Source organism: Tabrizicola sp., assembly GCF_041911175.1.
GTDB lineage: Bacteria > Pseudomonadota > Alphaproteobacteria > Rhodobacterales > Rhodobacteraceae > Tabrizicola.
This window is the reverse complement of sequence record NZ_JAYRPN010000159.1, coordinates 1-26,889: the sequence shown is the minus strand read 5'-3', so window position 1 is coordinate 26,889 and position 26,889 is coordinate 1. Positions and strand designations below refer to the sequence as shown.

General features: G+C 68.0%; 24 protein-coding genes. 21 read left to right on the top strand and 3 right to left on the bottom strand.

Annotated elements, in window-relative coordinates:
- Window positions 1-9: 9 nt before the first annotated feature.
- The 12 genes from tolB (at window position 10) to folD (ending at window position 12,505) form a co-directional block, all read left to right on the top strand.
- Window positions 10-1,338 (top strand): Tol-Pal system beta propeller repeat protein TolB, encoded by a 1,329-nt coding sequence (gene tolB / locus ACE3P6_RS21555; protein WP_374398548.1) that lies wholly within the window; start codon window positions 10-12, stop codon window positions 1,336-1,338.
- Between the two features lie 84 nt (window positions 1,339-1,422).
- Complete coding sequence (gene pal, locus ACE3P6_RS21550; protein ID WP_374376084.1) at window positions 1,423-1,950, top strand: peptidoglycan-associated lipoprotein Pal; 528 nt, start codon at window positions 1,423-1,425, stop codon at window positions 1,948-1,950.
- A gap of 4 nt (window positions 1,951-1,954) precedes the next feature.
- Entirely contained in the window at window positions 1,955-2,794 is an 840-nt protein-coding gene (gene ybgF / locus ACE3P6_RS21545; protein ID WP_374398546.1) for a tol-pal system protein YbgF, read from the top strand.
- Window positions 2,785-3,972, top strand: coding sequence for a tRNA lysidine(34) synthetase TilS (gene tilS, locus ACE3P6_RS21540; protein WP_374398544.1), 1,188 nt, complete (start codon window positions 2,785-2,787; stop codon window positions 3,970-3,972). The genes ybgF and tilS overlap by 10 nt, the downstream gene beginning before the upstream one ends.
- 92 nt (window positions 3,973-4,064) lie before the next feature.
- Window positions 4,065-5,990, top strand: coding sequence for an ATP-dependent zinc metalloprotease FtsH (gene ftsH / locus ACE3P6_RS21535; protein ID WP_374373257.1), 1,926 nt, complete (start codon window positions 4,065-4,067; stop codon window positions 5,988-5,990).
- Window positions 5,991-6,072: 82 nt separating this feature from the next.
- Window positions 6,073-7,050 (top strand): magnesium transporter CorA family protein, encoded by a 978-nt coding sequence (locus ACE3P6_RS21530; RefSeq protein ID WP_374398541.1) that lies wholly within the window; start codon window positions 6,073-6,075, stop codon window positions 7,048-7,050.
- Entirely contained in the window at window positions 7,041-7,850 is an 810-nt protein-coding gene (locus tag ACE3P6_RS21525; protein ID WP_374398539.1) for a methyltransferase domain-containing protein, read from the top strand. Before ACE3P6_RS21530 ends, ACE3P6_RS21525 begins: the two co-directional genes overlap by 10 nt.
- Window positions 7,851-8,447: an MOSC domain-containing protein gene (locus tag ACE3P6_RS21520; protein ID WP_374398537.1), complete on the top strand. Its 597-nt coding sequence runs from the start codon at window positions 7,851-7,853 to the stop codon at window positions 8,445-8,447.
- Between the two features lie 162 nt (window positions 8,448-8,609).
- Window positions 8,610-10,286, top strand: a complete 1,677-nt coding sequence (locus ACE3P6_RS21515; protein WP_374398535.1) for a formate--tetrahydrofolate ligase — start codon at window positions 8,610-8,612, stop codon at window positions 10,284-10,286.
- Window positions 10,287-10,404: 118 nt separating this feature from the next.
- Window positions 10,405-10,716 (top strand): chorismate mutase, encoded by a 312-nt coding sequence (locus ACE3P6_RS21510; protein ID WP_374398533.1) that lies wholly within the window; start codon window positions 10,405-10,407, stop codon window positions 10,714-10,716.
- A 6-nt stretch (window positions 10,717-10,722) separates the two neighbouring features.
- Window positions 10,723-11,601, top strand: a complete 879-nt coding sequence (locus ACE3P6_RS21505) for a bifunctional 5,10-methylenetetrahydrofolate dehydrogenase/5,10-methenyltetrahydrofolate cyclohydrolase (protein WP_374398531.1) — start codon at window positions 10,723-10,725, stop codon at window positions 11,599-11,601.
- A gap of 13 nt (window positions 11,602-11,614) precedes the next feature.
- The gene (gene folD, locus ACE3P6_RS21500) at window positions 11,615-12,505 is read left to right on the top strand and encodes a bifunctional methylenetetrahydrofolate dehydrogenase/methenyltetrahydrofolate cyclohydrolase FolD (RefSeq protein WP_374398529.1); all 891 of its coding nucleotides are present in this window, start codon (window positions 11,615-11,617) and stop codon (window positions 12,503-12,505) included.
- A gap of 39 nt (window positions 12,506-12,544) precedes the next feature.
- On the opposite strand, the gene pdeM is transcribed toward folD, so the two are convergent.
- A complete protein-coding gene (pdeM, locus tag ACE3P6_RS21495; protein WP_374398527.1) occupies window positions 12,545-13,192 on the bottom strand; it encodes a ligase-associated DNA damage response endonuclease PdeM in 648 nt (215 codons plus the stop codon).
- Window positions 13,193-13,271: 79 nt separating this feature from the next.
- The gene (locus ACE3P6_RS21490) at window positions 13,272-15,659 is read right to left on the bottom strand and encodes a ligase-associated DNA damage response DEXH box helicase (RefSeq protein WP_374398525.1); all 2,388 of its coding nucleotides are present in this window, start codon (window positions 15,657-15,659) and stop codon (window positions 13,272-13,274) included.
- 258 nt (window positions 15,660-15,917) lie between these two features.
- On the opposite strand from ACE3P6_RS21490, the gene ACE3P6_RS21485 reads away from it, so the two are divergent.
- From ACE3P6_RS21485 to ACE3P6_RS21470, 4 genes are all read left to right on the top strand, one after another.
- On the top strand, window positions 15,918-16,730 hold the full coding sequence (locus ACE3P6_RS21485) for a YmdB family metallophosphoesterase (RefSeq protein WP_374398523.1): 813 nt from the start codon (window positions 15,918-15,920) through the stop codon (window positions 16,728-16,730).
- Window positions 16,727-17,761 (top strand): DMT family transporter, encoded by a 1,035-nt coding sequence (locus ACE3P6_RS21480; protein ID WP_374398521.1) that lies wholly within the window; start codon window positions 16,727-16,729, stop codon window positions 17,759-17,761. The genes ACE3P6_RS21485 and ACE3P6_RS21480 overlap by 4 nt, the downstream gene beginning before the upstream one ends.
- Window positions 17,761-19,539 (top strand): SLC13 family permease, encoded by a 1,779-nt coding sequence (locus ACE3P6_RS21475; RefSeq protein WP_374398519.1) that lies wholly within the window; start codon window positions 17,761-17,763, stop codon window positions 19,537-19,539. The genes ACE3P6_RS21480 and ACE3P6_RS21475 overlap by 1 nt, the downstream gene beginning before the upstream one ends.
- A gap of 75 nt (window positions 19,540-19,614) precedes the next feature.
- Window positions 19,615-20,355, top strand: coding sequence for a YebC/PmpR family DNA-binding transcriptional regulator (locus ACE3P6_RS21470; RefSeq protein WP_374398518.1), 741 nt, complete (start codon window positions 19,615-19,617; stop codon window positions 20,353-20,355).
- A gap of 39 nt (window positions 20,356-20,394) precedes the next feature.
- Here ACE3P6_RS21470 and ACE3P6_RS21465 read toward each other — a convergent pair whose 3' ends face one another.
- Entirely contained in the window at window positions 20,395-21,279 is an 885-nt protein-coding gene (locus ACE3P6_RS21465; RefSeq protein WP_374398516.1) for a LysR family transcriptional regulator ArgP, read from the bottom strand.
- 88 nt (window positions 21,280-21,367) lie between these two features.
- On the opposite strand from ACE3P6_RS21465, the gene ACE3P6_RS21460 reads away from it, so the two are divergent.
- From ACE3P6_RS21460 to ACE3P6_RS21440, 5 genes are all read left to right on the top strand, one after another.
- Window positions 21,368-21,973, top strand: a complete 606-nt coding sequence (locus ACE3P6_RS21460) for a LysE/ArgO family amino acid transporter (protein WP_374398514.1) — start codon at window positions 21,368-21,370, stop codon at window positions 21,971-21,973.
- A gap of 182 nt (window positions 21,974-22,155) precedes the next feature.
- Window positions 22,156-22,842, top strand: a complete 687-nt coding sequence (locus ACE3P6_RS21455) for a GNAT family N-acetyltransferase (RefSeq protein WP_374398512.1) — start codon at window positions 22,156-22,158, stop codon at window positions 22,840-22,842.
- Window positions 22,843-22,846: 4 nt separating this feature from the next.
- Window positions 22,847-23,752 (top strand): DMT family transporter, encoded by a 906-nt coding sequence (locus ACE3P6_RS21450; RefSeq protein WP_374398510.1) that lies wholly within the window; start codon window positions 22,847-22,849, stop codon window positions 23,750-23,752.
- Window positions 23,753-23,937: 185 nt separating this feature from the next.
- Window positions 23,938-26,445, top strand: a complete 2,508-nt coding sequence (locus ACE3P6_RS21445; RefSeq protein WP_374398508.1) for a DUF2793 domain-containing protein — start codon at window positions 23,938-23,940, stop codon at window positions 26,443-26,445.
- Between the two features lies 1 nt (window position 26,446).
- Complete coding sequence (locus ACE3P6_RS21440; protein WP_374398506.1) at window positions 26,447-26,818, top strand: hypothetical protein; 372 nt, start codon at window positions 26,447-26,449, stop codon at window positions 26,816-26,818.
- Window positions 26,819-26,889: the final 71 nt, after the last annotated feature.

The following is a 26,889-nucleotide window of genomic DNA, read 5'->3' as shown; positions in this document are numbered from 1 at the left end:
ATCACACCCATGAGAGCAACTTTGCGGACGCTGCTGGCGCTGGCCCTTGGGGTCGGGGTGCAGGTGGCGACCCCGGCACTGGCGCAGGACCCGCCGCGGATCGTCATCGGTTCGGCGGTGATCGAGCCGATGCCGATCGCGGTGCCCGCCTTCATCGACGAGGGGGGCGCGGGCGACTATGCCAAGGCGATCAGCGATGTGGTGACTTCGGACCTCGAAGGGACCGGGTTCTTCCGCACCATCGGCGAGGATGCCTATATCAGCCGGATCACCAGTTTCGACGGCGGGATCGCCTTCGAGGACTGGAAGGCGATCAATGCGCAGGTGCTGGTCACCGGGGCGGTCAGCGTGGCGGGCGACCGGATCACGGTGAAGTTCCGCGCCTATGACGTGTTCAACGGGCAGGTGCTGGAGGGGGCCGCGTTGCAGTTCGCGGGCACCACGCAGGGCTGGCGGCGGATGGCGCACAAGGTGGCGGACGTGGTCTATTCCAAGATCACCGGCGAGGGTGGCTATTTCGACAGCCGGGTGGTGTTCGTCAGCGAGTCGGGGCCGAAGAACCAGCGGCTGAAGCGGCTGGCGGTGATGGATTACGACGGGGCGAATGTCGCCTATCTGACCGACAGCAACTCCATCGTGCTGGCGCCGCGCTTTTCGCCGAGCGGGGACCGGCTTTTGTACACCAGCTACGAGACGGGCTTCCCCCGGATCACGCTGATGGACGTGGGGTCGATGAAGCGGCAGACGCTGGAGGAGCAGCCGGGGACGATGACCTTCGCGCCGCGCTTCTCGCCCGACGGGGGGACGGCGGTGTTCAGCCTGGAGCGGGGCGGGAACACGGATATCTACGCGCTGAACCTGTCTTCGGGCGCGCTGTCGCAGCTGACCAATGCGCCGTCGATCGAGACAGCGCCGTCGTTCAGCCCGGATGGCAGCCAGATCGTGTTCGAGAGCGACCGGACGGGCGGGCAACAGATCTATGTGATGCCTGCGGGCGGCGGCGAGGGGACGCGGATTTCCGGCGGCAAGGGGCGTTATGGCACCCCGGTCTGGTCGCCCAGGGGTGACTACATCGCCTTCACCAAGCAGAACGAGGGCCGGTTCCACATCGGGGTGATGCGGACGGACGGGACGGAAGAGCGGCTTTTGACCGCCAGCTTCCTGGACGAGGGTCCGACCTGGGCACCGAACGGGCGGGTCTTGATGTTCACCCGGGAAACCAGCGGCGGGGGCGGGCAGGCGAGCCTGTGGTCGGTCGACATCACCGGGCGGAACCTGAAGCAGATCCCGACCGACGGCCCCGCCAGCGACCCGGCCTGGTCGCCGCTTTTGCCCTGAATTGTGACGCGCCGCCGATTCCCTCGGCGGCGCAAAGCTGCTACTGTCCCCCGAAATCGAGCCAACGAGAAGGATGATCCTCCCATGAGCCTTGCTGCGAAATCCCTGCTTCTGATCGCTGTCCTTGGCCTTGCGGCCTGCAACAACCCTGACCGCTATGGCGCCGGTGGCGCGGGCGGGGCCGGGGGTGCCGGCGGCGCGGGCGGGATCGACACCACGGGCCTCGGCGATCCGAACAACCCGACCTCGATCGCCTATTTCAACCAGACGGTCGGTGACCGGGTGCTGTTCGCGGTGGACCAGTCGACGATCAGCCCGGAAGGCCGTGGCATCCTGACGGCACAGGCGAACTGGCTGAACCAGAACACGGGCTATGCCGCCATCATCGAAGGCCATGCCGACGAGCAGGGCACGCGGGAATACAACCTTGCGCTGGGTGCCCGGCGTGCGGCGGCGGTGCAGAACTTCCTGATCAGCCAGGGCGTCGCGGCCAGCCGGCTGCGGACGATTTCCTACGGCAAGGAGCGCCCGCTGGAGGTCTGCTCGGAAGAGGCCTGCTATGCCAAGAACCGGCGCGCGGTGACGGTGCTGTCGGCTGGCGCCGGGGTCTGACCGGATGCGGCGGCTTGGCCTTTCGCTGGCTTTGTGCCTGATGCCGGTCCTGGGTCACGCCCAGGACAAGGCCGAGACGCTGGCCGACATCCAGAACGAGCTGGGCCAGCTTGCGGCCCAGTTCAACGCGCTGAAGGCGGAGCTTGTCGCCTCGGGTGCGGCGACGAACGGGTCGGCGGGGGGCGATGCCCTGACGCGGATGGACACGATCGAGGCCGAGCTGGCGCGCCTGACCGCGCGGACCGAGGAGGTCGAGCTGAAGCTGAACCGGGTGGTGTCGGATGGAACCAACCGGATCGGCGATATCGAATACCGGCTGTGCGAAGTGACCGAGGGCTGCGACCCGGCCAACCTTGGGGCGACGCCTGCCCTGGGCGGCGATACCGGGGGCGCGGTCGCCCCGGTGGCGACGGATGCGGGCGCTGCGCCTGCGACGGACGCCACGGCAGGGGCCGAGATGGCGGTCAGCGAGAAGGAAGACTTTGACCGGGCCAAGGGGGTGCTCGGTCAGGGTGACTTTCCCGGTGCTGCAGCGCTCTTTGCGACCTATGCCGAATCCTATCCTGGCGGGCCGCTAGTTCCCGAGGCGCATTACCTGCGCGGCGAGGCCTTGTCGAAGCAGGGCGACACGGCGAATGCGGCGCGGGCCTATCTGGATGCGTTTTCCGCCAAGCCGGACGGCCCGATTGCGCCGGATGCGCTGTTGAAGCTGGGTGAGGGGCTGGGGGCGCTGGGTCAGGTGCAGGAGGCCTGCGTGACCCTGGCCGAGGTCGGATCGCGCTTTCCGACCAGCATGGCGGCAACGCAGGCGACGGTGGCGATGCAGGGATTTGCGTGCCAGTAGGCGAGGGGCGGCTGGTAGGGCTGGTCCGGGACGGCTTGCCTGCGGGAGTTACGATTGGCGTGGCGCTTTCGGGCGGTGGGGATTCCACCGCCCTTTTGCATCTGTGCCTGACGGCGGGGTTCGCGGTCGAGGCGGTGACTGTGGACCATCGCTTGAGGCCGGAAAGTGCTGCGGAGGCGGCGGCAGTGGGTAGGTGGTGCCGGGGGCTGGGGGTGCGGCATGAGGTGCGGGTCTGGGAGCATGGGGCGGTCTGCGGCAACCTGATGGATGCGGCGCGGCGGGCGCGGATGGGGTTGATCTGCGACTGGGCGAAGGCGCGGGGGATCGGGGTGGTGGCACTCGGCCATACGCGGGATGATGTGGCCGAGACGGTGCTGATGGGATTGGCTCGGGCGTCGGGGATCGGCGGACTTTCCGGGATGCGTCGGGAGTTCGATCAAGGGGATATTCGGGTCCATCGTCCACTTCTCGCTGCCGGGCGGGAGGAGTTGCGGGAGTGGCTGCGCGGGCGGGGAACCCCGTGGCTGGACGATCCGACGAACGAGAACGAGCGGTTCACGCGGGTGAGGGCGCGCAAGGCGCTTGCGGCGCTGGCTCCCCTGGGGATCACGGCGGAGCGGCTGGCGGAGGTGGCGGGCCATCTGGCCAGCGTGCAGGAGGCGCTGGCGGTGCAGGTGGCGGCTGCCGCGGCTTTCGTGGAGGAACGGGCAGGGGCCTTGCGGTTGGGCGCGGGGCTCTGGGCGGCGCCTGCGGAGGTGCAGAGGCAGGTGGTGGTTCAGGCGCTGCGGTGGCTGACCGGGGCCGACTATGCACCGCGGGCGGCGGAGGTGGAGCGGTTGATCGGGGCACTGGCGGCGGGTCGGGACGCGACGCTGGCGGGGTGCCGGGCGCGGAACGGGTGGCTGATGCGGGAACCCCGTGCGGTGGGTGGGCCGGTGCAGGTCGGCGCGCTCTGGGACGGGCGCTGGATCGTCGAGGGTCCGGAGGCGGAGGTGCGGGCGCTGGGGGCCGAAGGGCTGGGCCAAGTGAAGGACTGGCGCAAGGCGGGGCTGCCGCGCGAGGTGCTGCTGGTCACGCCGGGGGTCTGGGAGGGTGAGACGTTGCTGGCGGCCCCCGCAGCGGGGCTTTCCGCCGGTTGGCGGGTGCGGCTTCAGCGCCCCTTCACCTTTTCCCGTTAGTGCATTGAACCCGGCCCCCAAAGGTTTATCTTAGGCCAAAGTCGCTTCGGCCCCGATTTTGGGACTAGGGGCGCATTGAGGAGATCCCTGCATTGGGTAATGCACGCAATATCGCCTTCTGGGTCGTGCTTCTGATCCTTGTGATGGCGCTGTTCCAGTTGTTTTCCGGCAACCAGACGACGATGTCGTCGCGCTCGCTGACCTATTCGGACTTCATGGAACGGGTCGACGCGGGCCAGGTCAGCAAGGTGACGCTGGATGGCGAAAGGATCGTGGTGACGGGCAAGGACGCCACGACCTATGTCACGATCAAGCCGCCGGGGGATGTCGTCACCGACAACCTGTCGCGCGACCTGATCGCCAAGGGCATCGAGGTCGAGGCCGAGCCGCAGGCACAGTCGGGCTTCGTTTCGGTCCTGCTGTCGTTCCTGCCGTTCCTGCTGCTGATCGGCGTCTGGATCTACTTCATGAACCGGATGCAGGGCGGTGGGCGCGGCGGTGCGATGGGGTTTGGCAAGTCGCGCGCCAAGCTGCTGACCGAGAAGCAGGGGCGCGTGACCTTCGACGACGTGGCGGGGATCGACGAGGCCAAGGAAGAGCTGGAAGAGATCGTCGAGTTCCTGCGCAACCCGCAGAAATTCAGCCGTCTGGGCGGCAAGATTCCGAAGGGGGCGCTGCTGGTTGGCCCTCCGGGGACCGGCAAGACGCTGCTCGCCCGCGCGATTGCGGGTGAGGCGGGGGTGCCGTTCTTCACCATCTCGGGCTCGGACTTCGTGGAAATGTTCGTGGGCGTGGGTGCCAGCCGTGTGCGCGACATGTTCGAGCAGGCGAAGAAGAACGCGCCCTGCATCGTCTTCATCGACGAGATCGACGCGGTGGGCCGGGCTCGTGGCGTGGGCATCGGCGGCGGCAATGACGAACGCGAGCAGACGCTGAACCAGTTGCTGGTCGAGATGGACGGGTTCGAGGCGAACGAGGGCGTGATCATCATCGCGGCCACCAACCGCAAGGACGTGCTGGACCCGGCGCTGTTGCGTCCGGGCCGCTTCGACCGGCAGATCCATGTGCCGAACCCGGACATCAAGGGGCGCGAGAAGATCCTGTCGGTCCATGCCCGCAAGGTGCCGCTGGGGCCGGATGTGGACCTGCGGACGATCGCGCGCGGGTCGCCGGGCTTCTCGGGCGCCGACCTGATGAACCTGGTCAACGAGGCCGCGCTGATGGCGGCGCGGGCGGGGCGGCGGTTCGTCACGATGATCGACTTCGAATCGGCCAAGGACAAGGTGATGATGGGGGCCGAGCGTCGGTCGATGGTCCTGACCCAGGACCAGAAGGAGATGACCGCCTACCACGAAAGCGGCCATGCCATCGTGGGGATGACCCTGCCGAAATGCGACCCGGTCTACAAGGCGACGATCATCCCGCGCGGCGGTGCGCTCGGCATGGTGATGAGCCTGCCGGAGATGGACCGGCTGAACTGGCACCGCGACCAGTGCGAACAGCGCATCGCGATGACGATGGCCGGGAAGGCTGCCGAAATCCTGAAATGGGGCGAGAACTCGGTGTCGAACGGGCCGTCGGGCGATATCCAGCAGGCCTCGGCTCTGGCCCGCGCGATGGTCTTGCGCTGGGGGATGTCGGACGTGGTCGGCAACATCGACTATGCCGAGGCGGCGGACGGTTATTCCGGCAATACCGGGGGCTTCTCGGTGTCGGCCGAGACCAAGCGCCTGATCGAGCAGGAAGTGAAGCGGCTGATCGATGAGGGCTATGAGACCGCGCGGCGCATCCTGATCGAGAAGAACGAGGAATGGGAACGGCTGGCCAAGGGTCTGCTGGAATACGAGACGCTGACCGGCGACGAGATCCGCAAGGTGATCGCGGGCGAGCCGCTGGGCGGCGACGACAGTGCCGATGCGCCGCCGTCCGGTGGGGGCTCGGCCTCGGTGACGGCGATCCCGAAGACCAAGGCGCGGGCGAAGAAGCCCGGGCCGGACCCGGAACCGGCGCCGCTTTGAGCAGGACAAGGCCCCGCAGCGTCGGGGCCTTTTGCTTTTCCCGAGGCCCCGCTAACCTGCCTGCGGGACAGGGAGACGGCAGATGATCACGGCTTTCGCAACCAGGGGAGAGCGGCTTCACCAGCTGGACCTGTCCAACCACCCGCTGCACGAGGCGATCTGGATCGATCTGGAAGCGCCGACACAGGCCGAGGAAGATGCGGTCGAGGCGGCGCTGCGGATCGACATCCCGACGCGCGAGGACATGCAGGAGATCGAGGTCTCGTCCCGCATCTACCGTGAGGACGGCGTGCTGTTCCTGACCGCACAGGTCATCGCCAGCCCAGATGCGCGCGAGGCCGAGATCGGGCCGGTGACCTTCGCCGTGCAGCCTGACCGGCTGGTGACGGTGCACTACCACCACCCGCGCTCGCTGACCTATTTCGCCGACTGGGCCGCCCGGCACGACATGGCGCTGGAGACGGGGCTGGATGCGGCTTTGGGGCTGCTGGAAGCCATCGTCGACCGGCTGGCCGACATCCTGGAGGGCGAGACGCGGCAGCATGAATTGCTGGCCAAGGCGATCTTCGCCGCGCACCGGCCCCAGGGCAAGACCGACACGCTGAGCGCCGTCCTGCAGCGGATCGGGCGGGCCGAGGCGATGAACGGCAAGGTCAACGAAAGCCTGGCGACGGTGCTGCGGCTCTTGACCTACCTGACCTCGACCCCCGAAGTCTCGGACGGGCCCTGCCTGCATGCCCGGCAGATGCCGATCGCGCTGGCGCAGTTGCAGGACTTGCGGTCCTTGCGCGAAGTGGCGGCGGCGCAGGCGGACAAGGTGCGGTTCCTGCTGGACGCGACGCTGGGGGTGATCAACATCCGGCAGTCGGACGTGATCAAGATCTTCTCGGTCGTGGCCTTCGTCTTCCTGCCGCCGACGCTGATCGCCAGCATCTACGGGATGAACTTCGTCCATATGCCGGAGCTGCAGTGGGTCTGGGGCTATCCGATGGCGCTGGTGCTGATGGTGATCTCGGCGGTGGTGCCCTGGGTCCTGTTCAAGTGGAAGAAATGGCTGTGACCGAAGCAACGACGAAGGATTGGGACCCCGCGCGCTATGGCGCCTTCCGCGACCTGCGGCTGCGGCCCGCGCTGGACCTGCTGGCGCAGGTGGGGGAGCTGCCTGCGGGCGAGGTGGTGGACCTCGGCTGCGGCGACGGGGCGGTGGGTCCGGCGCTGGCGGCGCGGTTCAAGCCGGAGCATCCGCTGAGTGGCGTCGATTCCTCGGCGGCGATGCTGGAGACGGCGGCGGGGCGGATGACGCAATGGGAGAACCCGATCTACGGTGCGCTGATCCAGGCGGATATCGCGCTTTGGGCCGCCGGGACGCCGCCCGCGCTGATCTTTTCCAACGCCGCCCTGAACTGGCTGCCCGACCATGCCAGCCTGCTGCCGCGCCTGGCGACGATGCTGACGCCGGGGGGCGTGCTGGCGGTGCAGATGCCGCGGCAGGGCGGGGCGCCGTCGCACCGGCTGCTGGCCGAGGTGGCGGAGCGGCTGTTTCCGGGGCGCTTCCCGGTGGCGCGGGCACCGGTGCTGACGGCGGGGGACTATGCGCAAATGCTGTTGCCGCTGGGAGAGGTCAGGGCCTGGACGACGGAGTATGTCCAGATCCTCGATCCCGTGCCGCAGGGCCACCCGGTCCGCGCCTTCACCGAAAGCACGGCGATGCGGCCTTTCGTGGCAGGGATGTCGGCGGAGGAGGCGCAGGCCTATGTCGCGGCTTACGACGCCGCGCTGGCCGCGGCCTATCCGGCCTTGCCCGATGGCCGGGTGCTGTTCCCCTTCACCCGCGTGTTCTTCGTTCTGGAAAGGCCCTGAATGCCGCCGCTGATTCCGACCACCCACCGCGCGCGTGTCACCTGGCTGGGCTATCAGCCGGTGCCGGTGGAGAAGCTGGTGATCACCTCGGCCCCGGTGGAGGTGATGCCGCTGAGCTTTGCCGGGTTCGAGGGCGAGGTCCATGCCGGGGTGACGCGGCCCTCGTGCTCGCGCGTGCTGAAGCTCTATCCGCGGGATACCGAGATCCGGAACGTGCGCCAGTTGAGCATCGTCAGCGCCGAGGAGATGGCGGAAGTGGCGCGGGACATGGGGCTCCCGGCGATGGACTATGCCTGGGTCGGGGCCTCGCTGGTCGTGGAAGGTATCCCGGATTTCACCCATCTGCCGCCCTCCAGCCGCTTGCAGGGGCCGGACGGGGTGACGCTGGTCGTCGACATGGAAAACCTGCCCTGCCAGGAGCCTGCGGTGACGATCGAAAGGGCGCGACCGGGGCTGGGCAAGGGGTTCAAGCCGGCGGCGATGGGAAAGCGGGGGGTGACCGCCTGGGTGGAGCGCGAAGGCACCTTGCGGCTGGGCGATGAGCTGCGCCTGTTCATTCCGGCGCAACGGGGCTGGAAGCCCGATCTGGTAGAATGAATGTTCCATAGCTGCGAAATTTCGCACAAGTTTTCCGCAGTTTCGTATCGGAAACGCGGCAGGGCGAATTTCGCGGCTTTCAGGTCGGAATCCGCCTTCGATTAGCGAGTGCCGCCCGGTATCACGTCGCAAATGGCACAATTTGCCCCCTGGGAGACACACATGGCCTTCAAGACCGACATCGAGATTGCGCGCGAAGCGAAGAAGAAGCCGATCATGGAGATCGGCCAGAAGCTGGGCATCCCGTCCGAGCACCTGCTGCCCTACGGCCATGACAAGGCCAAGGTGAGCCAGGAGTTCATCAAGTCGCTGGCGGGCAAGAAGGACGGCAAGCTGATCCTGGTGACGGCGATCAACCCGACCCCGGCGGGCGAAGGCAAGACCACGACGACCGTGGGCCTGGGCGACGGGCTGAACCGGATCGGCAAGAAGGCGGTGATCTGTATCCGCGAGGCCTCGCTTGGCCCGAACTTCGGGATGAAGGGCGGCGCTGCAGGTGGCGGCATGGCGCAGGTCGTGCCGATGGAGGAGATGAACCTTCACTTCACCGGCGACTTCCACGCGATCACATCCGCCCACAACCTGCTGTCGGCAATGATCGACAACCACATCTACTGGGGCAACGAGCTGAACATCGACGCCCGCCGCGTGGTGTGGCGCCGGGTGATGGACATGAACGACCGCGCCCTGCGCGATATCGTGGTCAACCTCGGCGGCGTGTCGAACGGCTTCCCGCGCCAGACCGGGTTCGACATCACCGTGGCTTCGGAAGTCATGGCGATCCTGTGCCTGTCGAAGGATCTGGAAGACCTGCAAAAGCGTCTGGGCGACATCGTGGTGGCCTATACCCGCGAAAAGACCCCGATCTATGCCCGCGACATCAAGGCCGACGGCGCAATGACCGTTCTTCTGAAGGACGCGATGCAGCCGAACCTGGTGCAGACGCTGGAAAACAACCCGGCCTTCGTGCATGGCGGCCCGTTCGCCAACATCGCCCACGGCTGCAACAGCGTGATCGCGACCAAGACCGCACTGAAGCTGGGCGAATATGTCGTGACCGAAGCCGGTTTCGGCGCCGACCTTGGGGCCGAAAAGTTCTTTGACATCAAGTGCCGCAAGGCCGGGCTGAAGCCCGCCGCCGCCGTGATCGTCGCCACCGTCCGCGCCATGAAGATGAACGGCGGCGTGGCCAAGGCCGACCTGGGCGCCGAGAACGTGGAAGCGGTGAAGAAGGGCTGCCCGAACCTTGGCCGCCACATCGCCAACGTGAAGTCCTTCGGCGTGCCGGTCGTCGTGGCGATCAACCACTTCTACAGCGACACCGATGCCGAAGTGGCGGCGGTGAAGGCCTATGTCGCTGAACAGGGCGCGGAAGCGATCCTGTGCAAGCACTGGGCCAACGGCTCGGCCGGGATCGAGGACCTGGCGAAGAAGGTTGTCGCGCTGGCGGAATCGGGCACGGCGAATTTCGCGCCGCTCTACCCCGACGAGATGCCGCTGTTCCAGAAGGTCGAGACCATCGCCAAGCGCATCTACCACGCCGACGAGGTGATCGCCGACAAGTCGATCCGCGACCAGCTGAAGGCCTGGGAAGCGGCGGGCTACGGCCACCTGCCGATCTGCGTGGCGAAGACCCAGTACAGCTTCACCACCGACCCGACCGTGCGCGGCGCGCCGACGGGCCACTCGGTCCCGGTGCGCGAAGTGCGGCTCTCGGCCGGGGCGGGCTTCATCGTGGTGATCTGCGGTGAGATCATGACCATGCCGGGCCTGCCCAAGGTGCCGTCGGCCGAGGTGATCCGGCTGAACGACAAGGGCCAGGTCGAGGGCCTGTTCTGAGTTGAACCGGAGGAGCGGGGGCCAGCCCCCGCACCCCCGGGATATTTGTGGACAGAAAATGGGGTTTCCGGGAAGGGATGGCTGTTCTAAGGAAGAGCCGACTTTTCAGGGGGCAGGGATGCTGAAACCCGCAGATTGCACGACGATGGCCGAGATCAGGGCCGAGATCGACCGGCTGGACGAAGACCTCGTCCGGCTGTTCGCGGAACGGGCGGGCTATATCGACCGGGCCGCCGAGATCAAGGCGGTGGTCGATCTGCCCGCACGGATCGGGAGCCGGGTCGAGGAAGTGGTGCAGAACGTCCGCGCCCATGCCGAGACCTACGGGTTGCCGCCGGACCTGGTGGAAAAGCTGTGGCGGCGGCTGATCGACTGGTCCATCGCGCGGGAGGAAAGCCGGTTGGGGCCGGATTCACTGAGGAAAGGCTGACGCCGCATGACCGCGACGCTTATTGACGGCAAGGCCATCGCGGCCCGGATGCGGGACGAGACGCGGGGCGAGGCGGGGCGGTTGACCGCCTTGGGCTGGGCGCCGAAGCTGGTGTCGATCTCGGTCGGCGACGTGGCGGCGGCGGAGTTGTATGTCAGGAACCAGCAGAAATCGGCGGAAGCGGCGGGCGTGGGGTTCGAGGCGCGGAACTATCCCGAAGGCATCAGCCTGGAGCAGTTGCGGGGCGTGCTGGCGGGGCTGAACGCCGACCCCCGGGTGAACGGGATCATCATCCAGCGGCCTTTGCCCGCGCATATTCCGGTCAAGGCGCTGCAGAAGGCGGTGCATCCGATGAAGGATGTGGAGGGGATGCACCCCTCGTCGATCGGCAACATCGTCTACAATGATCTGACGCTTGGTCCCTGCACCGCCGTTGCGGCGGTGGAGATTTTGAAGACGTTGCCCCTGAAGATGGAGGGGCTGGATGTCTGTGTGATCGGGCATTCCGAGATCGTGGGGAAGCCCATCGCCTTCCTGATGATGGGATTGGGCGCCACGGTGACGGTCTGCCACCACATGACCCGCCAGGTCGCGGTTCATAGCCGTGCGGCGGATGCGGTCTTCGTGGCGGTGGGCAAGCCGGGGCTGGTGCGGGGCGAGATGCTAAAGCCGGGCGCGGCGCTGGTCGACATCGGGATCAACCGGGTCGACGGGCGCACGGTGGGCGATGCGGATTTCGCCAGTTGCGCCGAAGTGGCGGGCTGGATCACGCCGGTTCCCGGCGGGGTCGGGCCGGTGACGGTGGCGATCCTGATGAAGAATGCGGTGCTCGCCACGGCGATGCAGATGGACCATTACCGCACGGCCTTTGCCGCAGCGGTTTGAACGGAGGGAATGGATGACGGCCAAGGTGATCGACGGCAAGGCCTTTGCGGCGGGTGTACGGGCGCAAGTGGCGGAGCATGTGGCGCGGCTGCGCGAGGAGAACGGGTTGCAGCCCGGTCTGGCGGTGGTGCTGGTGGGCGAGGACCCGGCTTCGAAGGTCTATGTGAAGAACAAGCATGCCTCGACCGTGGAGGTCGGAATGGCCTCTTTCGAACATCGGCGCGATGCGTCGATTAGCGAGGCAGAGCTGCTGGCGCTGATCGACCAACTGAACGCGGACCCCAAGGTGCATGGGATTCTGGTGCAGTTGCCGCTGCCGGGGCATCTTAATTCGGAACTGGTGATCAACCGGATCGACCCGGCGAAGGATGTGGACGGATTCCACATTTCGAACGTGGGCCTCTTGGGGACCGGGCAGAAGTCGATGGTGCCCTGCACACCGCTTGGCTGCCTGATGATGCTGCGGGATCATCATGGCAAGCTGGCCGGGCTGAATGCCGTCGTGGTGGGGCGGTCGAACATCGTCGGCAAGCCGATGGCGCAACTGCTGTTGGGCGACAGCTGCACGGTGACGATCGCGCATTCGCGGACCAAGGATCTGGCGGCGGTGTGCCGGGGCGCGGATATTCTGGTGGCGGCGGTCGGGCGGCCCGAGATGATCACCGGCGACATGGTGCGTCCGGGGGCTACGGTGATCGACGTCGGCATCAACCGGATCGAGCGCGACGGCAAGGCGAAGCTGGTCGGCGACGTGCATTACGAAAGCGCCGCGGCAGTGGCGGGGGCGATCACCCCGGTGCCGGGCGGGGTCGGGCCGATGACCATCGCCTGCCTCTTGGCCAACACGCTGACCGCCTGCTGCCGGGCGAACGGGCTGGCCGAGCCGGAGGGGCTGACGGCTTGAGCAAGTCTAAAAATTTTCGCGAAAATTTTTAGACTTGGGTTAGCGCGGCATCGGGATCGCAAGGACGCGCGGGCCGGTGAGGATGGCCAGCGCGTCCTTTGCCATCAGGGCGGTGAGACTGGCGTCATGCGCGCGAAGGCCGCCGGTGTAGGTGCCGTAGGCGGGCAGGATCAGGCGTTGGGCATCGGCGAGGAAGCACGGCCGCGACCGACCGGCAAGGCTGGCCTTGGGGTGGTAGTGGCCTGAGATTTCGGCCCGTTCCTGCGGCTCGGCGATGTGGCGGAAGGTGAAGGGCAGGAGCTTGAGGTCTGCCCGGTGCGTGCCGCCGAGGTCGATGGGGCCGGGGTCGTGGTTGCCGGTGATCCAGGTCCAGCCGCGCCCGGCCATCAGGCGGATCAGCCAGAGGCGGGAGGCTTCCTCGATCCCGTCCAGCGCCGCGAGGTCGTCGAAGCTGTCGCCGAGGCAGATGACCGTGGTCGCGCCGGTGGCTTCCAGGTCGCGGTCGAGTTTTTCCAGCGTGGCCTGCGTCTCGTAGGGGGGCAGCAGCGTGCCGCCCCGGCGGGCGAGGCGTTCGGACTTGCCGAGATGCAGGTCGGAGACGGCGAGGGTGTTCCGTGCGGGCCAGTAGAGGCCGCCGGAGGGCAGGAGGTGCAGGGTCTCGCCGTGGAAGAAGAGCTTGTGGTGCATGTTGGGGTGAATGCCCCGGCGATGCGCGTGTGGCAAGGGTAGAGCCTCCGGCGGGGATATTTTGGCAAAGATGAAAGGGTCAGGCGAGGCCTGCGGCTTCCATCAGGGCTTGCGCCTGGGCGGCGGCGAGGCGGTCGCGGCCCGCGCCTTCGACGGGGACGCGGCTTGGCTCGAAGAAGAGGGGCGCGGCGAGGGGGGTGACGCGGTCGAGGCGGATGAGGTTGATGTTCGGGCCGACGCGGGCGAGGAGCTGCTCGATGCGGGAGAAGTCGATCAGGCCGCGGAGCGCCTCCTCGCGGGTGATCCTGAGGAGCAGGTGGTCGGGGTCGTAGCGGCGCAGCGTGTCATAGAGGATGTCGGAGGAGAAGGTCGCCTGCCGTCCGGTCTTGCGGCGGCCCTGGTGGCTGCGCTCGATCAGGCCGGAGATGATCGCGGTGTTGCGGAAGGTGCGCTTCATCACCGCGTTGCCGGAGAGCCAGGTGTCGAGGCCGTCGCGCAGGGTTTCGATGTCGAAGAGCGGTTTGGGGTCGGTGACGGGGTCGAGGCCCCAGATCAGGGTGGCGTAGTCGGTGGCGACGAAGCCGAGGGGAGCAAGGCCTTGGGATTCCATCTGTTTCGTCAGGAGGAGACCGAGGGTCTGCTGGGCGTTCCGGCCTGCGAAACCGTAGACGACGAGGTGTTCCCGGCCGTCGTGGGGGAAGGATTCGAGGAGGAGGGAGGCAGGGTCGGGGAGGCGGGAGACCTCGCGCTGTTTCGCCAGCCACCAGGCGGTGTGGGCGGGGAGGTCGGGCCAGCTGCCGTGCTGGAAGATTTCTAGGATGCGGTCGGTAAGCAGGGTGGAGGTGGCGAATTTCGTCCCCGAAAAGACGGCGACCTTGGGGTCGCGGCCGGGGCTGCGGGAGACTTCCACCGTCATTTCGCGCAAGGATTCGTAGCGGACGACCTGTCCGCCGATCAGGAAGGTGTCGCCGGGGGTGAGGGAGGCGGCGAAGGCCTCCTCGACCTCGCCCAAGGGGGTGGCATGGCCCCGGAGGCGGACTTTCAGGGTTTCGGTGTCGATGATCGTGCCAAGGTTCTGGCGGATGAGGGCGGCGGCGCGGGGGTCGCGGAGGTGCCATTTGCCGTGGGTGAATTTGAGCCGCTGCCAGCGGTCATAGGCTTTGAGGGCGTAGCCGCCGGTGGCCGCGAAGTCGAGGCAGGCGTCGAATTCCGCTTTGGTGAGAAGGGCATAGGGACCGGCGGTGGTGACTTCGGCGTAGAGGGCTTCGGCGTCGAAGGGGCCGGCGCAGGCGGTGGCGAGGATGTGCTGGCAGAGGACATCCTTCGGGCCGGGGCCGCGCGGTTCGCCGTCGAGCGTATGGGCGCGGACGGCGTCGAGGGCGGCCTGGCATTCCACCACCTCGAAGCGGTTGGCGGGGACGAGGAGGGCCTTCGACGGGGCGTTGTAGCGGTGGTTGGCGCGGCCGATGCGCTGGACGAGGCGCTTGACGTTCTTCGGGGCGCCGACCTGGATGACGAGGTCGACGTCGCCCCAGTCGATGCCGAGGTCGAGCGAGCCGGTGCAGACGACGGCCCGTAAGACCCCGTCGGTCATGGCTTTTTCCACCCGTTCGCGCTGTTCGCGGGAGAGGGAGCCGTGGTGGATGCCGATGGGGAGGTCTTCGGTGTTGGCAAGCCAGAGGTCGTGGAAGAAGATTTCGCACTGGGCGCGGGTGTTGTGGAAGATGAGGGTCGTCCTGTGACGGGCCACTTCGTTCAGGATCGCGGGGATGGCATAGCGCCCGCCGCCGCCGGACCAGGGGGGCGGGGCCTCGGTTTCCAGCATCGAGATGTCGGGATCGGGGCCGGGGTCGGCTTCGCGGATCGCGGTTTGGGGCGCGAGGAAGCGGGCGAGGGCGGGCGGGTTCTCCACGGTGGCGGAGAGGCCGATGCGGCGGAGGTTCGGGTTGAGGGACTGCAGGCGGGCGAGTTGCAGGGTGAGCTGGTCGCCGCGTTTGGATTCGGCGACGGCGTGGAGTTCGTCGATGATAACCCGTTGCAGCCCGGCGAAGATGCGGGGGGCGTCCTCGTAGGAGAGGAGGAGGGCGAGGGATTCGGGCGTGGTCAAGAGGATGTGCGGCGGGTCGGCGCGCTGGCGGCGGCGTTGGGTGTAGGAGGTGTCGCCGGTGCGGTCCTCGACGCGGATTTGAAGGCCCGCGCCCTCGATGGGCAGCCCTAGGTTGCGGCGGATGTCGGCGGTGAGCGCCTTGAGGGGGGAGATGTAGAGAGTGTGAAGGCCGGGGGGCGGATTCTCGCCAAGCTCGGCGAGGGTGGGCAGGAAGCCTGCCAGGGTCTTGCCGCCTCCGGTCGGGGCGATGAGGAGGGTGGCGGGGTCGTTTGACCGGGCCAGCATGTCCTGCTGGTGGGGGTGGAGGGTCCAGCCCTTTGCGGCGAACCAGGTGGAGAGGGCGGGGGGGAGCGTCGTCATGAAGGAAGAGATACTGCGGCGTGAGGGTTTGGGGAACGGGGTGGGGCGACAGGGCTGACCTTTGATGGCGAATCGCCAGGGGCGAAGGGCGCTCGGGTACCGGAGGGGGCGAAGAATTTTCGGCGAAAATTCTTCATGGCGGGCGGTTTTCCCGGTGAGCGGTGCAAATCGGGGGAGAGCGGATTTTTCGGAGAAATTTCTTCCCGTGAAGCCGCCAAACTGCTTGCCGGAACGCGACCGCCCGCCTAATCGGGGCGCATGAGACTGCTTTTCCTTGGCGATGTCGTGGGCCGGTCGGGCCGGGCGGCGGTGATCGAGCGGCTGCCGGGGCTCCGGTCGGCCTGGGGGTTGGATTTCGTCGTGGTCAACGGCGAGAATGCGAGCCAGGGAGCGGGGATCACCGGGGACCATGCCAGGGAGCTGCTTGCCGCTGGGGCGGATTGCCTGACGCTGGGCGACCATGCCTTCGACCAGAAGGACATGCTGAGCTTCATCGAGCAGGAGCCGCGGATCGTGCGGCCGCTGAACTTCTCCAAGGTCGCGCCGGGCAAGGGGTTCCGGGTGTTCGAGGCGACTCAGGGGCGCAAGGTTCTGGTGACGCAGGCGCTGGGGCAGGTGTTCATGAAGCGGCCCTTCGATGACCCGTTCAGCGCGCTGGAGAGCGTGTTGAAGGCGCATACGCTGGGGGGCGTGGTGCAGGCGGCGATCGTGGATTTCCATGCGGAAGCTACGTCCGAGAAGATGGGCATGGGGCATTGGTGCGACGGGATGGCTTCGCTGGTGGTCGGCACGCATACCCATGTGCCGACCAGCGACACGATGATCCTGGGCAAGGGCACGGCCTATCAGTCGGACGCGGGGATGTGCGGCGATTATGACAGCGTCATCGGGATGGAGAAGCTGGAGCCCTTGCGCCGCTTCCTGACCGGCATGGCCAAGGGGCGGTTCGAGCCGGCGAATGGCGAGGCGACGCTGTCGGGGGTCTATGTCGAGACGGATGACCGGACGGGGCTGGCATCGCGGGTGCGGATGATCCGGGTCGGCGGGAAGCTGCAGGAGTCGCTGCCGTGACGCCGGACGGATCGCGTGTCGATCTGATGGCAGTTCCTGCGGCTGGCCCCCCACCCCCGGCCCCTCCCCACGGGGGGGAGGGGAGGCGCCTGGCGCAGGCGGCGGGCGAAGGCGGCAAGGCAGGCGTCTGGCAACCGGGGCGGTGGTTCTTCGTGGGCGTGCTGGTCTGGCTTGGCGTCGGCTGGGGATCGACGCATCCCTTGGGGAAGATCGCGACCGGGACGGGGCACGGGGCCTTCGGGCTGATCTTCTGGCAACAGGTGGTGATGGTTGCGGTGCTGGGTGCGATTGCGCTGGTGCGCCGAAAGGGAATGCTGCTGACGGCCCCGGCCTTGCGGTTCTATGTGATCGTGGCGGTGCTGGGCACGCTGATCCCGAACGGAACCTTCTATGTCTCGGTCGCGCATCTGCCGGCGGGGATCATGTCGATCATCATCGCGACGGTGCCGATGCTGGCCTTCCCGATGGCGCTGGCCCTGGGGATGGACCGTTTCTCGGCCCTGCGGCTGGCGGGGCTGGCGCTGGGCCTTCTGGGCGTGGCGCTGCTGGCGGCGCCCGGGGCGGCGCTGCCGGATGCGGAGATGGCCAGGTTCCTGCCGCTGGCGCTGGTCGGGCCGCTGTTCTACGCCTCCGAGGCGACATTCGTCGCGTATCGGGGCACGCAGGGCATGGACGCGCTGCAGGCGATGCTGGGGGCGAGCCTGACCGGGCTGGTCCTGTGCCTGCCGGTGATGCTGGTCACGGGGCAGGGCTATTCGCCGCTGCCGTTAGGCCGGGATGATCTGGCGCTCGCGCTGTCCTCGGCGCTGCATGCGCTCCTCTATGCCACCTATGTCTGGCTGGCGGCGACGGCGGGGTCGGTCTTCGCCTCGCAGTCGAGCTATCTGGTCACGGGGGCGGGGATGGTCTGGGCGATGGTTCTTCTGGGAGAGCGGCCCTCGCCCCTGGTCTGGCTGGCGCTGGCAGTGATGCTGGCGGGCGTGGCGCTGGTGCAGCCGCGCGGGCGTGCGGCGAAGGTGATGGAGGCCTGATGTTCGGTATCTCGATTCCCGCGGAGGCCGCACCCTTCGTCGCGCTGGCGATCCTGGCGGTGATGTTCGTCCTGTTCGTGCTGGAGCGGACCCCGGTCGAGGTGACGGCCATCGGCGGGGCGGCGCTGATGCTGGTGCTGGGCATCCTGCCAGTGAAGGAGGCGACCGCGGTGCTGGCGAACCCCGCGCCCTGGACCATCGCGATGATGTTCCTGGTGATGGGCGGGCTGGTGCGGACCGGGGCGGTGGAGGCTATGGTGGGCGCCGTCACGCGGCATGCGGGGGATCGGCCGAAGGCGACGGTGGTGGTGCTGATCGGGTCGATTGCCGTGGCCTCGGCCTTCATGAACAACACGCCGCTGGTCGCGGTGATGATCCCGGTGGTGATACAACTGGCGATCCGGATCGGGGTGGCGCCGTCCAAACTGCTGATCCCGCTCAGCTACATGACGGTGCTCGGGGGCATGATCACGCTGATCGGCACCTCGACCAACATCCTGGTCGACGGGGTGGCGGTGAAGGAGGGGCTGGCGCATTTCAGCCTGTTCGAGATCGCGCCCCTGGGGATTGCCGTCACGCTGGCGGGGGGCACGTTCCTGGCGCTGTTCGGCAACCGGCTCTTGCCGGACCGGCAGTCGATGGGGGTGCTCCTGAACGACCGGCGGAAGATGAAGTTCTTCACCGAGGTCGCGGTGCCCGAGGACAGCACGCTCATCGGCCAGCCGGTGCTGGACATCGACATCTTCAAGCCGGACGGGGTGCGGGTGATCGACGTGCTGCGCGGAGATGCCTCCCTGCGGCGGGACCTGTCGGCGGTGACGCTGGAGGCCGGGGACCGGGTGGTGCTGCGGACGGAGATGACGGAGCTGATGGGGCTGCATGCCCGCAAGGACGTGCATCTGGTGGACAAGCTCTCTTCGGTGAAGACCGAGACGGTCGAGGTGCTGATCGGGCCGGGCTGCAGGATGGAGGGCAACCGACTGGGCGACCTGCGGCTGCGGCGGCGCTATGGGGTCTATGTGCTGGCGGCGCACCGGCATAACCAGAACATCGGGCGGCAGCTGGACGACCTGATCGTGCGGGTGGGCGACACGCTGCTGCTGGAGGGCGCGATCGAGGATATCCAGCGGCTGGCGGCGGACATGGACCTGGTCGACGTGAACCGGCCCCGGGTGATGGCCTACCGTCGCGCCAAGGCACCGATCGCGCTGGCGGCGCTGGCGCTGATCGTCACGCTGTCGGCGCTGGACCAGGCGCCGATCCTGGCGCTGGCGCTGCTGGCGGTGGCGGGGATTCTCATCACGCATTGCGTCGACAGCGACGAGGCGTTTTCCTTCGTCGACGGGCGGCTGATGGCGATGATCTTCGCCATGCTGGCGGTGGGCGAAGGGCTGGACCAGTCCGGCGCGGTGGGCATGATCGTCAACGGCGTCGCGCCCTGGCTTACGGGGCTTGGCCCGTTCTGGCTGATCCTGGCGGTCTATTTCATCGGCCTGGTGCTGACCGAGTTCCTGTCGAACAACGCGGTGGCGGTGATCTACACGCCGGTCGCCATCGAGCTGGCGCACCGGCTGGGCTATGACCCGCGGCCCTTCGTGGTGGCGGTGATGTTCTCGGCCACGCTCGCCTTCGCGACGCCGGTGGGCTACCAGACCAACATGATGGTCTACGGCCCGGGGGGCTACCGCTTCAGCGACTTCACCAAGGTGGGGTTGCCGCTCAACATCATCGTCATGCTGGTCGCTTGCGCGCTGATCCCGCTGATCTGGCCGCTTTGAGGGCGGGGTTGCTCTTTTCCCGCGCTCGGGTGTAGAGGACGCCATCACCGAAATGGGACCGAGGTAGAGGCCATCATGGCAGGCCATTCGAAATGGGCGAACATCCAGCATCGCAAGGGCAAGCAGGACAAGCTGCGCTCGAAAGCGTTTTCCAAGCTGTCGAAGGAGATCACCGTCGCGGCGAAGATGGGGATGCCCGACCCCGACATGAACCCGCGCCTCAGGCTGGCGATCAAGGCCGCGAAGGCGGTGTCGATGCCGAAGGACGTGATCGACCGGGCGATCAAGAAATCGCAGATGGGCGACGGGGCGGACTACACCGAGATCCGCTATGAGGGCTACGGCGTGAACGGCATCGCGATCATCGTCGAGGCGATGACCGACAACCTGAACCGAACCGCGTCGAACGTGCGGAGCTATTTCACCAAATGCGGCGGGAACCTGGGGACGACCGGCTCGGTCGCGCATTCGTTTGATCGGGTGGGCGAGATTTCCTATCCGGCCACGTCCGGGTCGGCGGACGACGTGATGATGGCGGCGCTGGACGCCGGGGCCGATGACGTGGAATCGGACGAGGACGGACACTGGATCTATTGCAAGGTCGAGAACCTGTCCGAAGTCTCGGACGCGCTGGAGAAGGCGCTGGGCGAGTCGACGGAATCGAAGCTGGTCTGGAAGCCGCAGACCCTGACCGAGGTCGATCTGGACACCGCGCAGAAGCTGATGCGGCTGGTCGATCTTCTGGAGGAAGACGACGACGTGCAGACCGTGACGCACAACTTCGACGTTCCCGAAGAGGTCGCGTCGCAACTCTGATCGCGGTTGGCGCAGGCCGCGCGCTACAATGAACAGATTTCAGGCCGGTGGCACCAGGGTGCTGCCGGCCTTTTGCCTGATCGCGGCCGTCACCGGGGCGAGGACGGGTCCGGCAAGCCGGGTGAACTGCCAGTAGAGTTCCACGTCAAGCGCGGTGTCGGGTAGCAACTCGACCAGTGCGCCCGAGGCGAGATGCGGGGCGACCAGCGGCTCGGGGTTCACGCCCCAGCCGAGTCCGGCGAGACAGGCGTCGACAAAGGCCTGCGACGAGGCCATGCGGTGCGTGGGCAGGGCCTGGCGCCGCCGTTTGCAATGGCGGTCGGCCCAGCGGGCCTGCAACTGGTCCTGATCCGAGAAGGTCAGGGTCGGCGCGGCCAGCAGCGCCGGGGCGGTGACGCCCTCGGGAAACCAGCGCGCGACAAAGCCGGGAGAGGCGGTGGCGCGGTAGCGCAGGAGGCCAAGCGGGATCGTGTCGCAGCCTTGCAGGGGGCCGGGATGCGAAGTGATGGCGGCCACGACCTCGCCACGTCGCAGCCAGTCCTGGCTGACATCCTGGTCGTCGATGACAAGGTCGAATAGGAAGCCCGAGGTCGCGGCAAGGGCGGGGATGACCCAGGTGGCGAGGCTGTCGGCGTTGACGGCAATGCGCAGGGTGGCCGGGCCGGGCGCAAGGCCGGGAAGGTCGGCGGCAAGGCTGCGTTCCAGAAGCGCGATCTCGTCATGGTGGCGGATCAGGCGGAGGCCGGCTTCGGTGGCGGCGCAGGGCTGGCCGCGGCGGATCAGAAGGGTGCCGGTGACCTCTTCCAGCGCCTTGATCCGTTGGCTGACGGCCGAGGGGGTGACATGCAGCTCGGTCGCCGCAAGGTCGAAGGACCCGCGGCGGTGGACGGCGGCAAGGGCGGCAAGCTGGGCAGGGTCGAGCATTAGCGTGGCTTACGTTGCGAGAAAAGGATTAAGTGGATTGTTGTCGCCGGGCGCGGTAGCCGTCAATTGCGAAGGTAAGGGGTTGGTGATGTTTCAAGCGGCGGTGAACGGGTATCTGGTGGCGCTGAGTCTGATCCTGGCGATCGGGGCGCAGAATGCCTTCGTGTTGCGGCAGGGGCTGCGGCGGGAGCATGTCGGGCCGGTGGTGGCCGTCTGCGCCTTGTCGGATGCGGTGCTGATCACGGCGGGGGTGGCGGGGTTCGGGTCGCTGTCGGCGGCGGTGCCGTGGTTCGGCGAGGCGATGCGCTGGCTGGGGGTGGTGTTCCTGCTGGTCTACGGGGCGCTGCGGTTCCGGGCGGCGCTGCGGGGGGGCGAGGCGTTGCAGCCGACCGAAAACGGGGCGGCGCCCCTGGGCAAGGTGCTGCTGACCTGCCTGGTGCTGACCTGGGCCAACCCGCATGTCTATCTGGATACGGTGGTGCTGATCGGGTCGATCTCGGCCCAGTATGCGCCGCACCAGCTGGCTTTCGGGGTGGCGGCGGCTTGCGGGTCGCTCAGCTTCTTCACGGCGCTGGGGTTCGGGGCGCGGCTTCTGGCGCCGGTCTTTGCACGGCCTGCGGCCTGGGTCTGGCTGGAGGTGGGGGTGGGGGTCACGATGTGGGCCATCGCGGCGGGGCTGGCCCTTGGGGGGTGAGGCCTGTCCACGGTGGACAGAATTTCGGGGCGTTTGATTTCAAGCGGTTGGTTGCGGACGTTCACGAATGCTTAACCTTTGGCCGGGCAGGACTGGACCTAGCGGCGAAGGGCCGGTGGCGATACGCTGGGCGGGCAGCGCGGGTCTAGCAAGGGCGCGCGGGAGCAACCGGGGGATCGAAGATGGCTGAGGACATGCGGCATTGGACGGCGCGGGAGCGGCCCTCGGCGGCGGTCATCGAGGGGCGCTTCGTGCGGCTGGAGCGGCTGGACCCCGCGCGGCATGCGGAGGGGCTGTATGAGGCCTCGGCCACGGCGGAGGCGGAGCAGAAGTTCCGCTGGCTGTATGAGACCCCGCCTGCGGACCGGGAGAGTTTCCGCGCCTGGGTCGGGAAGGTGGCGGAAAGCCAGGACCCGCTGTTCTATGCGGTGATCGACAAGGCCTCGGGTCAGGTGGCGGGGCGGCAGACGCTGATGCGGATCGACGCCGCGAACGGGGTGATCGAGATCGGCAATATCTACTGGGGGCCGCTGATGGCGCAGAAGGCGGCGGCGACCGAGGCTTTGTACCTGTTCGCGCGGCATGTGTTCGACGACCTGGGCTACCGGCGCTTCGAGTGGAAATGCAACGACGACAACCTGCCGTCGAAACGGGCGGCGGCGCGGTTTGGCTTCACGGCGGAAGGGGTGTTCCGGCAGCATCTGGTGGTGAAGGGGCTGAACCGGGATACGGCCTGGTTCTCCATCATCGACAAGGAATGGCCGGCGTTGCGGCGGGCCTATGAGGGCTGGCTTTCGCCTGGGAATTTCGACGCCGAAGGGCGGCAGAAGCGGCGGCTTGAGGACTTCCGTGCGGAGGTCGGGGCCTGAGGTCATGAGCGTGGTGCAGGCGAGCGACCTGGGGCGGCCCCTGGAGGGCGCGCTCTGGATGATGGGGGCGGGGCTGTCCTTTGTCGGGGTGAACGGGATCGTCCGCTATCTGGGGACCGAACTTCCGGCGGCGCAGTCGGCCTTCATCCGGTTCGGCTTTGGCCTCATGTTCCTGCTGCCTGCGCTGTGGGCGATGCGGGGGATGCAGTTCCGGCCCGGGGTGGGGCGGATGTTCCTGGGGCGCGGGGCCTTGCATGTCGTCGCGGTGATCCTGTGGTTCTACGCGATGGCCCGGGTGCCGGTGGCGGAGATGGCGGCGATTGCCTTCCTTGGCCCGGTGATGGTGCTGGTGATCGGCGGGTTGCTGCTGGGCGAAGGGTTGGGGGCGCGACGGATCGCGGCGGTCGTGGTGGCGGTCGCGGGCGGGCTGATCGTGCTGCGGCCGGGGGTGCGGGAGTTGTCGCTGGGGCATCTGTCGCAGCTTGGGGCGACGGTGTTCTTTTCGATGAGCTACATCATCGCCAAGCGGCTGAGCCGGGAGGCCCCGGCCTCGGTCATCGTGGGGGTGTTGTCGGTGACGGTGACGCTGGGGCTGTTGCCGCTGGCGATGATGCAGTGGCAGCCGGTGCGGCTGGAGCAGGTGGGCTGGCTGGCCTGCGTGGCGGGGCTGGCGACGCTGGGGCACTATGCGATGGCGCGGGCGTTCCGGGCGGCGCCGCTGGCGGTGACGCAGCCGGTGACGTTCCTGCAGCTGATCTGGGCGGCGATGCTGGGGGCCCTGGCCTTCGGCGAGCCGGTGGAGCCCTGGGTCATGGCGGGAGGCGGGCTGATCATCCTGGCGATCAGCGCGAATACCTGGGCCGAGGCGCGGCGGGACCGGGTGGGGCTGGTGGTGGCGGATGATTTGTGACCGGGGTCCCGGATTTCGGGCGGTGACGCGGGTGGCGGCGTCGCTGCCTCCGGCGGGAGTATTTTGGAAGGAGCAACTGCAAGGGGTGTTGCGTCGGGCGACGGGGCGGCGCGCGGGCTGGTGAGCGGGTGTTGAGGGGTTCTTCCTAGCTTCCCGGGCCAAGGCGTTCCCGCGGAGGTTTCCTGATGCCCGACGATACGACGATCCTGTCGCTGCCCCTGATCCTTCCGGCGCAGGCGCAGAAGCATGTCACCCATAACGAGGCGCTGGTGAAGCTGGACCTGATGGTGCAGCTGGCGGTGATCAACCGGACGCTGACCGCACCTCCGCCACTGCCGACCCTTGGCGACCGGCATATCGTGGCGGCGGGGGCGACGGGACCCTGGGTCGGGCAGTCCGGGCGGATCGCGCTGTTCACCGAAGCCGGGTGGCAGTTCACCCAGGCGCTGCCGGGCTGGCAGGCCTATGTGATGGCGGAAAGCCAGATGGCTTTTTTCAACGGGCTGGGTTGGATCGCGCTGTCGGACGGGCCGTTCACGGTGGGGCGGCTGGGGGTCTCGGCCACGCCGGATGCGACGAACCGGCTGGCGGTGTCGTCTCCGGCGACGCTGTTGAATCATGCGGGCGCGGGGCACCAGCTGAAGCTGAACAAGGCGGTGGCCTCGGACACGGCGAGCCTGCTGTTCCAGACCGGCTTCGGCGGGCGGGCCGAGATGGGGACGGCGGGGTCGGATGATTTCGGCGTCAAGGTTTCGGCGGATGGGTCAAGCTGGTCGGTGGCGCTGACTTCGGCGGCGGCGACGGGGGAGGTGACGCTGCCGCAGCCGCTGCATCTGGGCGGGCAGGCGGCGGACCCCGGCGCGCCGGTGGACGGGACGCTGTGGCTGAATACGACGACTGGCGAGGTGAAGGTGCGGTCGGCCGGGGTGACCCAGGTGGTCGGCGGCGGGGGTGGCGTCAGCGATGGCGACAAGGGGGACGTAACGGTCAGCGGCTCGGGCGCGGTCTGGACCATCGACGCGGGCGCGGTCAGCCTGGGCAAGCTGGCGGATATGGCGACCGACAGTTTCCTGGGCCGCGACAGCGCCGGGACGGGTGCGCCGGAGGTGCTGACGGCGGCGCAGGCGCGGGGCATCCTGAACGTGGCGGACGGGGCGACGGCGAATGCCACTGACGCCAGTCTGCGCGACCGGGCGACGCATACCGGGACGCAGGGCGCGGCCACGATCACCGGGCTGGCGGCGGTGGCGACGAGCGGATCGGCGGCGGACCTTTCGGCGGGGGTTCTGCCTGCGGCGCGGTTCGACGACACGGCGCATGGGTCGCGGGCCGGGGGCGGCTTGCACGCGGCGGCGACGGGTGCGGCTGCGGGGTTCATGGCGGCGGCGGACAAGGCCAAGCTGGATGCAATCAGCGGGACCAACACCGGGGACCAAACGATCACCCTGACCGGGGATGTGACCGGGTCGGGGACGGGGTCGTTCGCGGCCACGATTGCCGGGAATGCGGTGACGAACGCGAAGCTGGCCGACGTGGCGTCCGGCACCCTCAAGGGGCGGGCGACGGCGGGAACGGGCGACCCGGAGGACCTGACCGGCGCGCAGGCGACGGCGCTTCTGGATGTCTTCGGGGCGGCGGCGAAGGGGTTGGCTCCGGCTTCGGGCGGCGGCACGGCGAATTTCCTGCGGGCGGATGGAACCTGGGCTTCGCCGGGTGGGGGTGGCGGCGGGTCGCCCGGTGGGGGGAGCGGCGAAGTCCAGTACAACAATGCGGGCGTCTTCGCGGGGGCGGCGGATGTCGAGATCGAAGGCGGGCAGTTGCGGCTGAATGCAGTTGCCGCGCCCGGCGCCCCGGCTGCGGGTGGGGTGAAGTTGTACGGGACCGACTATCTGGGGCCGATGCGGTTGGGCTTCCTGGGGCCGGACGGCAAGGTGAGGATGATCCAGAGCGAGTTGGGCGAGTTCAGCGTGCAGCGCTTCCAGCCCGCCGTGGGGCTGAACACCTTGGTGGGCGAGAACAGCCTCAACTTGGTGGCGTCGGGGACGGCCAGTGGTGCTGCCCCGGCGATCACGAACCTGCACACGATGAAGCCCCGGCTGGACGTTCTGGTGACAACTGCGTCGACTACGGCCATCGCGGCACTCAGGCCCAACGGGGGCAGCATCCGTCCCGTGAGGGTCGGACGGGACGCGAACGCCCCCGGCGGTTTTCTCGCCCGCTTCGTCTGGGCCCCGGCAACGGGCGTGTCGAATGCTTCGCACCGGGCGTTCTGCGGGCTGGATGGCACGACCAACGTGCCGACCGACGTGAACCCCTCGGGCGCCACCACTGGCATCGTCGGGATGGGCTGGGATGCGGCGGACGCCAACATCCAGATCATGCACAACGACCTGTCCGGGGCGGCGACGAAGATCGATCTCGGGTCGGGCTTCCCGGTGCCGACGGTCGACCGGGGCGAGGTCTACGAGCTGCAGCTTTTCAGCCCGAACAGCCTGACCCAGTCGGTCAGCTACCGGGTGATCCGCTATGACACGACCGACAACACCATCGCCGCCGAGGCGACGGGGACGATCACCACCAACCTGCCGCCGGTCACGACGCTCCTGGGTCCGCACGTTCGCATGAGCGTGGGGGGCGTGTCCTCGGTTGTGGGCATCGCCTGCATGGGTATCCTGATCGGGAGGGAGTTCTGAGATGACGCTGCATGTCCTGTTCACCAAAGACGGCATTCCCGGCTGGATCGGGGCGGCCCCGCGCGAGGGGAGCGAGCCGGTCGAAGGGCTGAGCATCGAGTTCCTGGCCGGGCATCGCCGGACGGCGAAGGGCAACTGGGTGGCGCGCGTGGTGCCCGAGCCGGTGCCGCCGACGCCCGAGGAGATCGCCGCCGAGGCGGAGGCGGGCTATGCGGCGGCGCTGGAGGCGCGCGACCTGGCGTTGCGCGAGGCGCTGGCGGCCGAGGCCGATCCGCAGTTCTTCCGTTGGCAGCGGGGCGAGGCGGAGAAGGAGGACTGGCTGGCGATGGTCGCCAGGGTGAAGGCGCGGTTTCCGAAGCCCGACAGGCCATGACGCTGCGGCGGCCCGTCGAAGACGGCGGGCCGCCCGGCGCCGGGCGGAGGGTCAGGGCAAGGTTTGACAGC

Coding starts and splice junctions, on each gene's coding strand:
- ACE3P6_RS21470 (WP_374398518.1), top strand. CDS start 19,615: ATGGCAGGCCATTCGAAATGGGCGAACATCCAGCATCGCAAGGGCAAG.
- ACE3P6_RS21520 (WP_374398537.1), top strand. CDS start 7,851: ATGCCGCCGCTGATTCCGACCACCCACCGCGCGCGTGTCACCTGGCTG.
- pal (WP_374376084.1), top strand. CDS start 1,423: ATGAGCCTTGCTGCGAAATCCCTGCTTCTGATCGCTGTCCTTGGCCTT.
- ACE3P6_RS21465 (WP_374398516.1), bottom strand. CDS start 21,279: ATGCTCGACCCTGCCCAGCTTGCCGCCCTTGCCGCCGTCCACCGCCGC.
- pdeM (WP_374398527.1), bottom strand. CDS start 13,192: ATGCACCACAAGCTCTTCTTCCACGGCGAGACCCTGCACCTCCTGCCC.
- folD (WP_374398529.1), top strand. CDS start 11,615: ATGACGGCCAAGGTGATCGACGGCAAGGCCTTTGCGGCGGGTGTACGG.
- ACE3P6_RS21515 (WP_374398535.1), top strand. CDS start 8,610: ATGGCCTTCAAGACCGACATCGAGATTGCGCGCGAAGCGAAGAAGAAG.
- ACE3P6_RS21455 (WP_374398512.1), top strand. CDS start 22,156: ATGGCTGAGGACATGCGGCATTGGACGGCGCGGGAGCGGCCCTCGGCG.
- ACE3P6_RS21525 (WP_374398539.1), top strand. CDS start 7,041: ATGGCTGTGACCGAAGCAACGACGAAGGATTGGGACCCCGCGCGCTAT.
- ACE3P6_RS21530 (WP_374398541.1), top strand. CDS start 6,073: ATGATCACGGCTTTCGCAACCAGGGGAGAGCGGCTTCACCAGCTGGAC.
- ACE3P6_RS21475 (WP_374398519.1), top strand. CDS start 17,761: ATGTTCGGTATCTCGATTCCCGCGGAGGCCGCACCCTTCGTCGCGCTG.
- ACE3P6_RS21505 (WP_374398531.1), top strand. CDS start 10,723: ATGACCGCGACGCTTATTGACGGCAAGGCCATCGCGGCCCGGATGCGG.
- tolB (WP_374398548.1), top strand. CDS start 10: ATGAGAGCAACTTTGCGGACGCTGCTGGCGCTGGCCCTTGGGGTCGGG.
- ACE3P6_RS21445 (WP_374398508.1), top strand. CDS start 23,938: ATGCCCGACGATACGACGATCCTGTCGCTGCCCCTGATCCTTCCGGCG.
- ybgF (WP_374398546.1), top strand. CDS start 1,955: ATGCGGCGGCTTGGCCTTTCGCTGGCTTTGTGCCTGATGCCGGTCCTG.
- ACE3P6_RS21440 (WP_374398506.1), top strand. CDS start 26,447: ATGACGCTGCATGTCCTGTTCACCAAAGACGGCATTCCCGGCTGGATC.
- ACE3P6_RS21510 (WP_374398533.1), top strand. CDS start 10,405: ATGCTGAAACCCGCAGATTGCACGACGATGGCCGAGATCAGGGCCGAG.
- ACE3P6_RS21460 (WP_374398514.1), top strand. CDS start 21,368: ATGTTTCAAGCGGCGGTGAACGGGTATCTGGTGGCGCTGAGTCTGATC.
- ACE3P6_RS21450 (WP_374398510.1), top strand. CDS start 22,847: ATGAGCGTGGTGCAGGCGAGCGACCTGGGGCGGCCCCTGGAGGGCGCG.
- ACE3P6_RS21490 (WP_374398525.1), bottom strand. CDS start 15,659: ATGACGACGCTCCCCCCCGCCCTCTCCACCTGGTTCGCCGCAAAGGGC.
- ACE3P6_RS21485 (WP_374398523.1), top strand. CDS start 15,918: ATGAGACTGCTTTTCCTTGGCGATGTCGTGGGCCGGTCGGGCCGGGCG.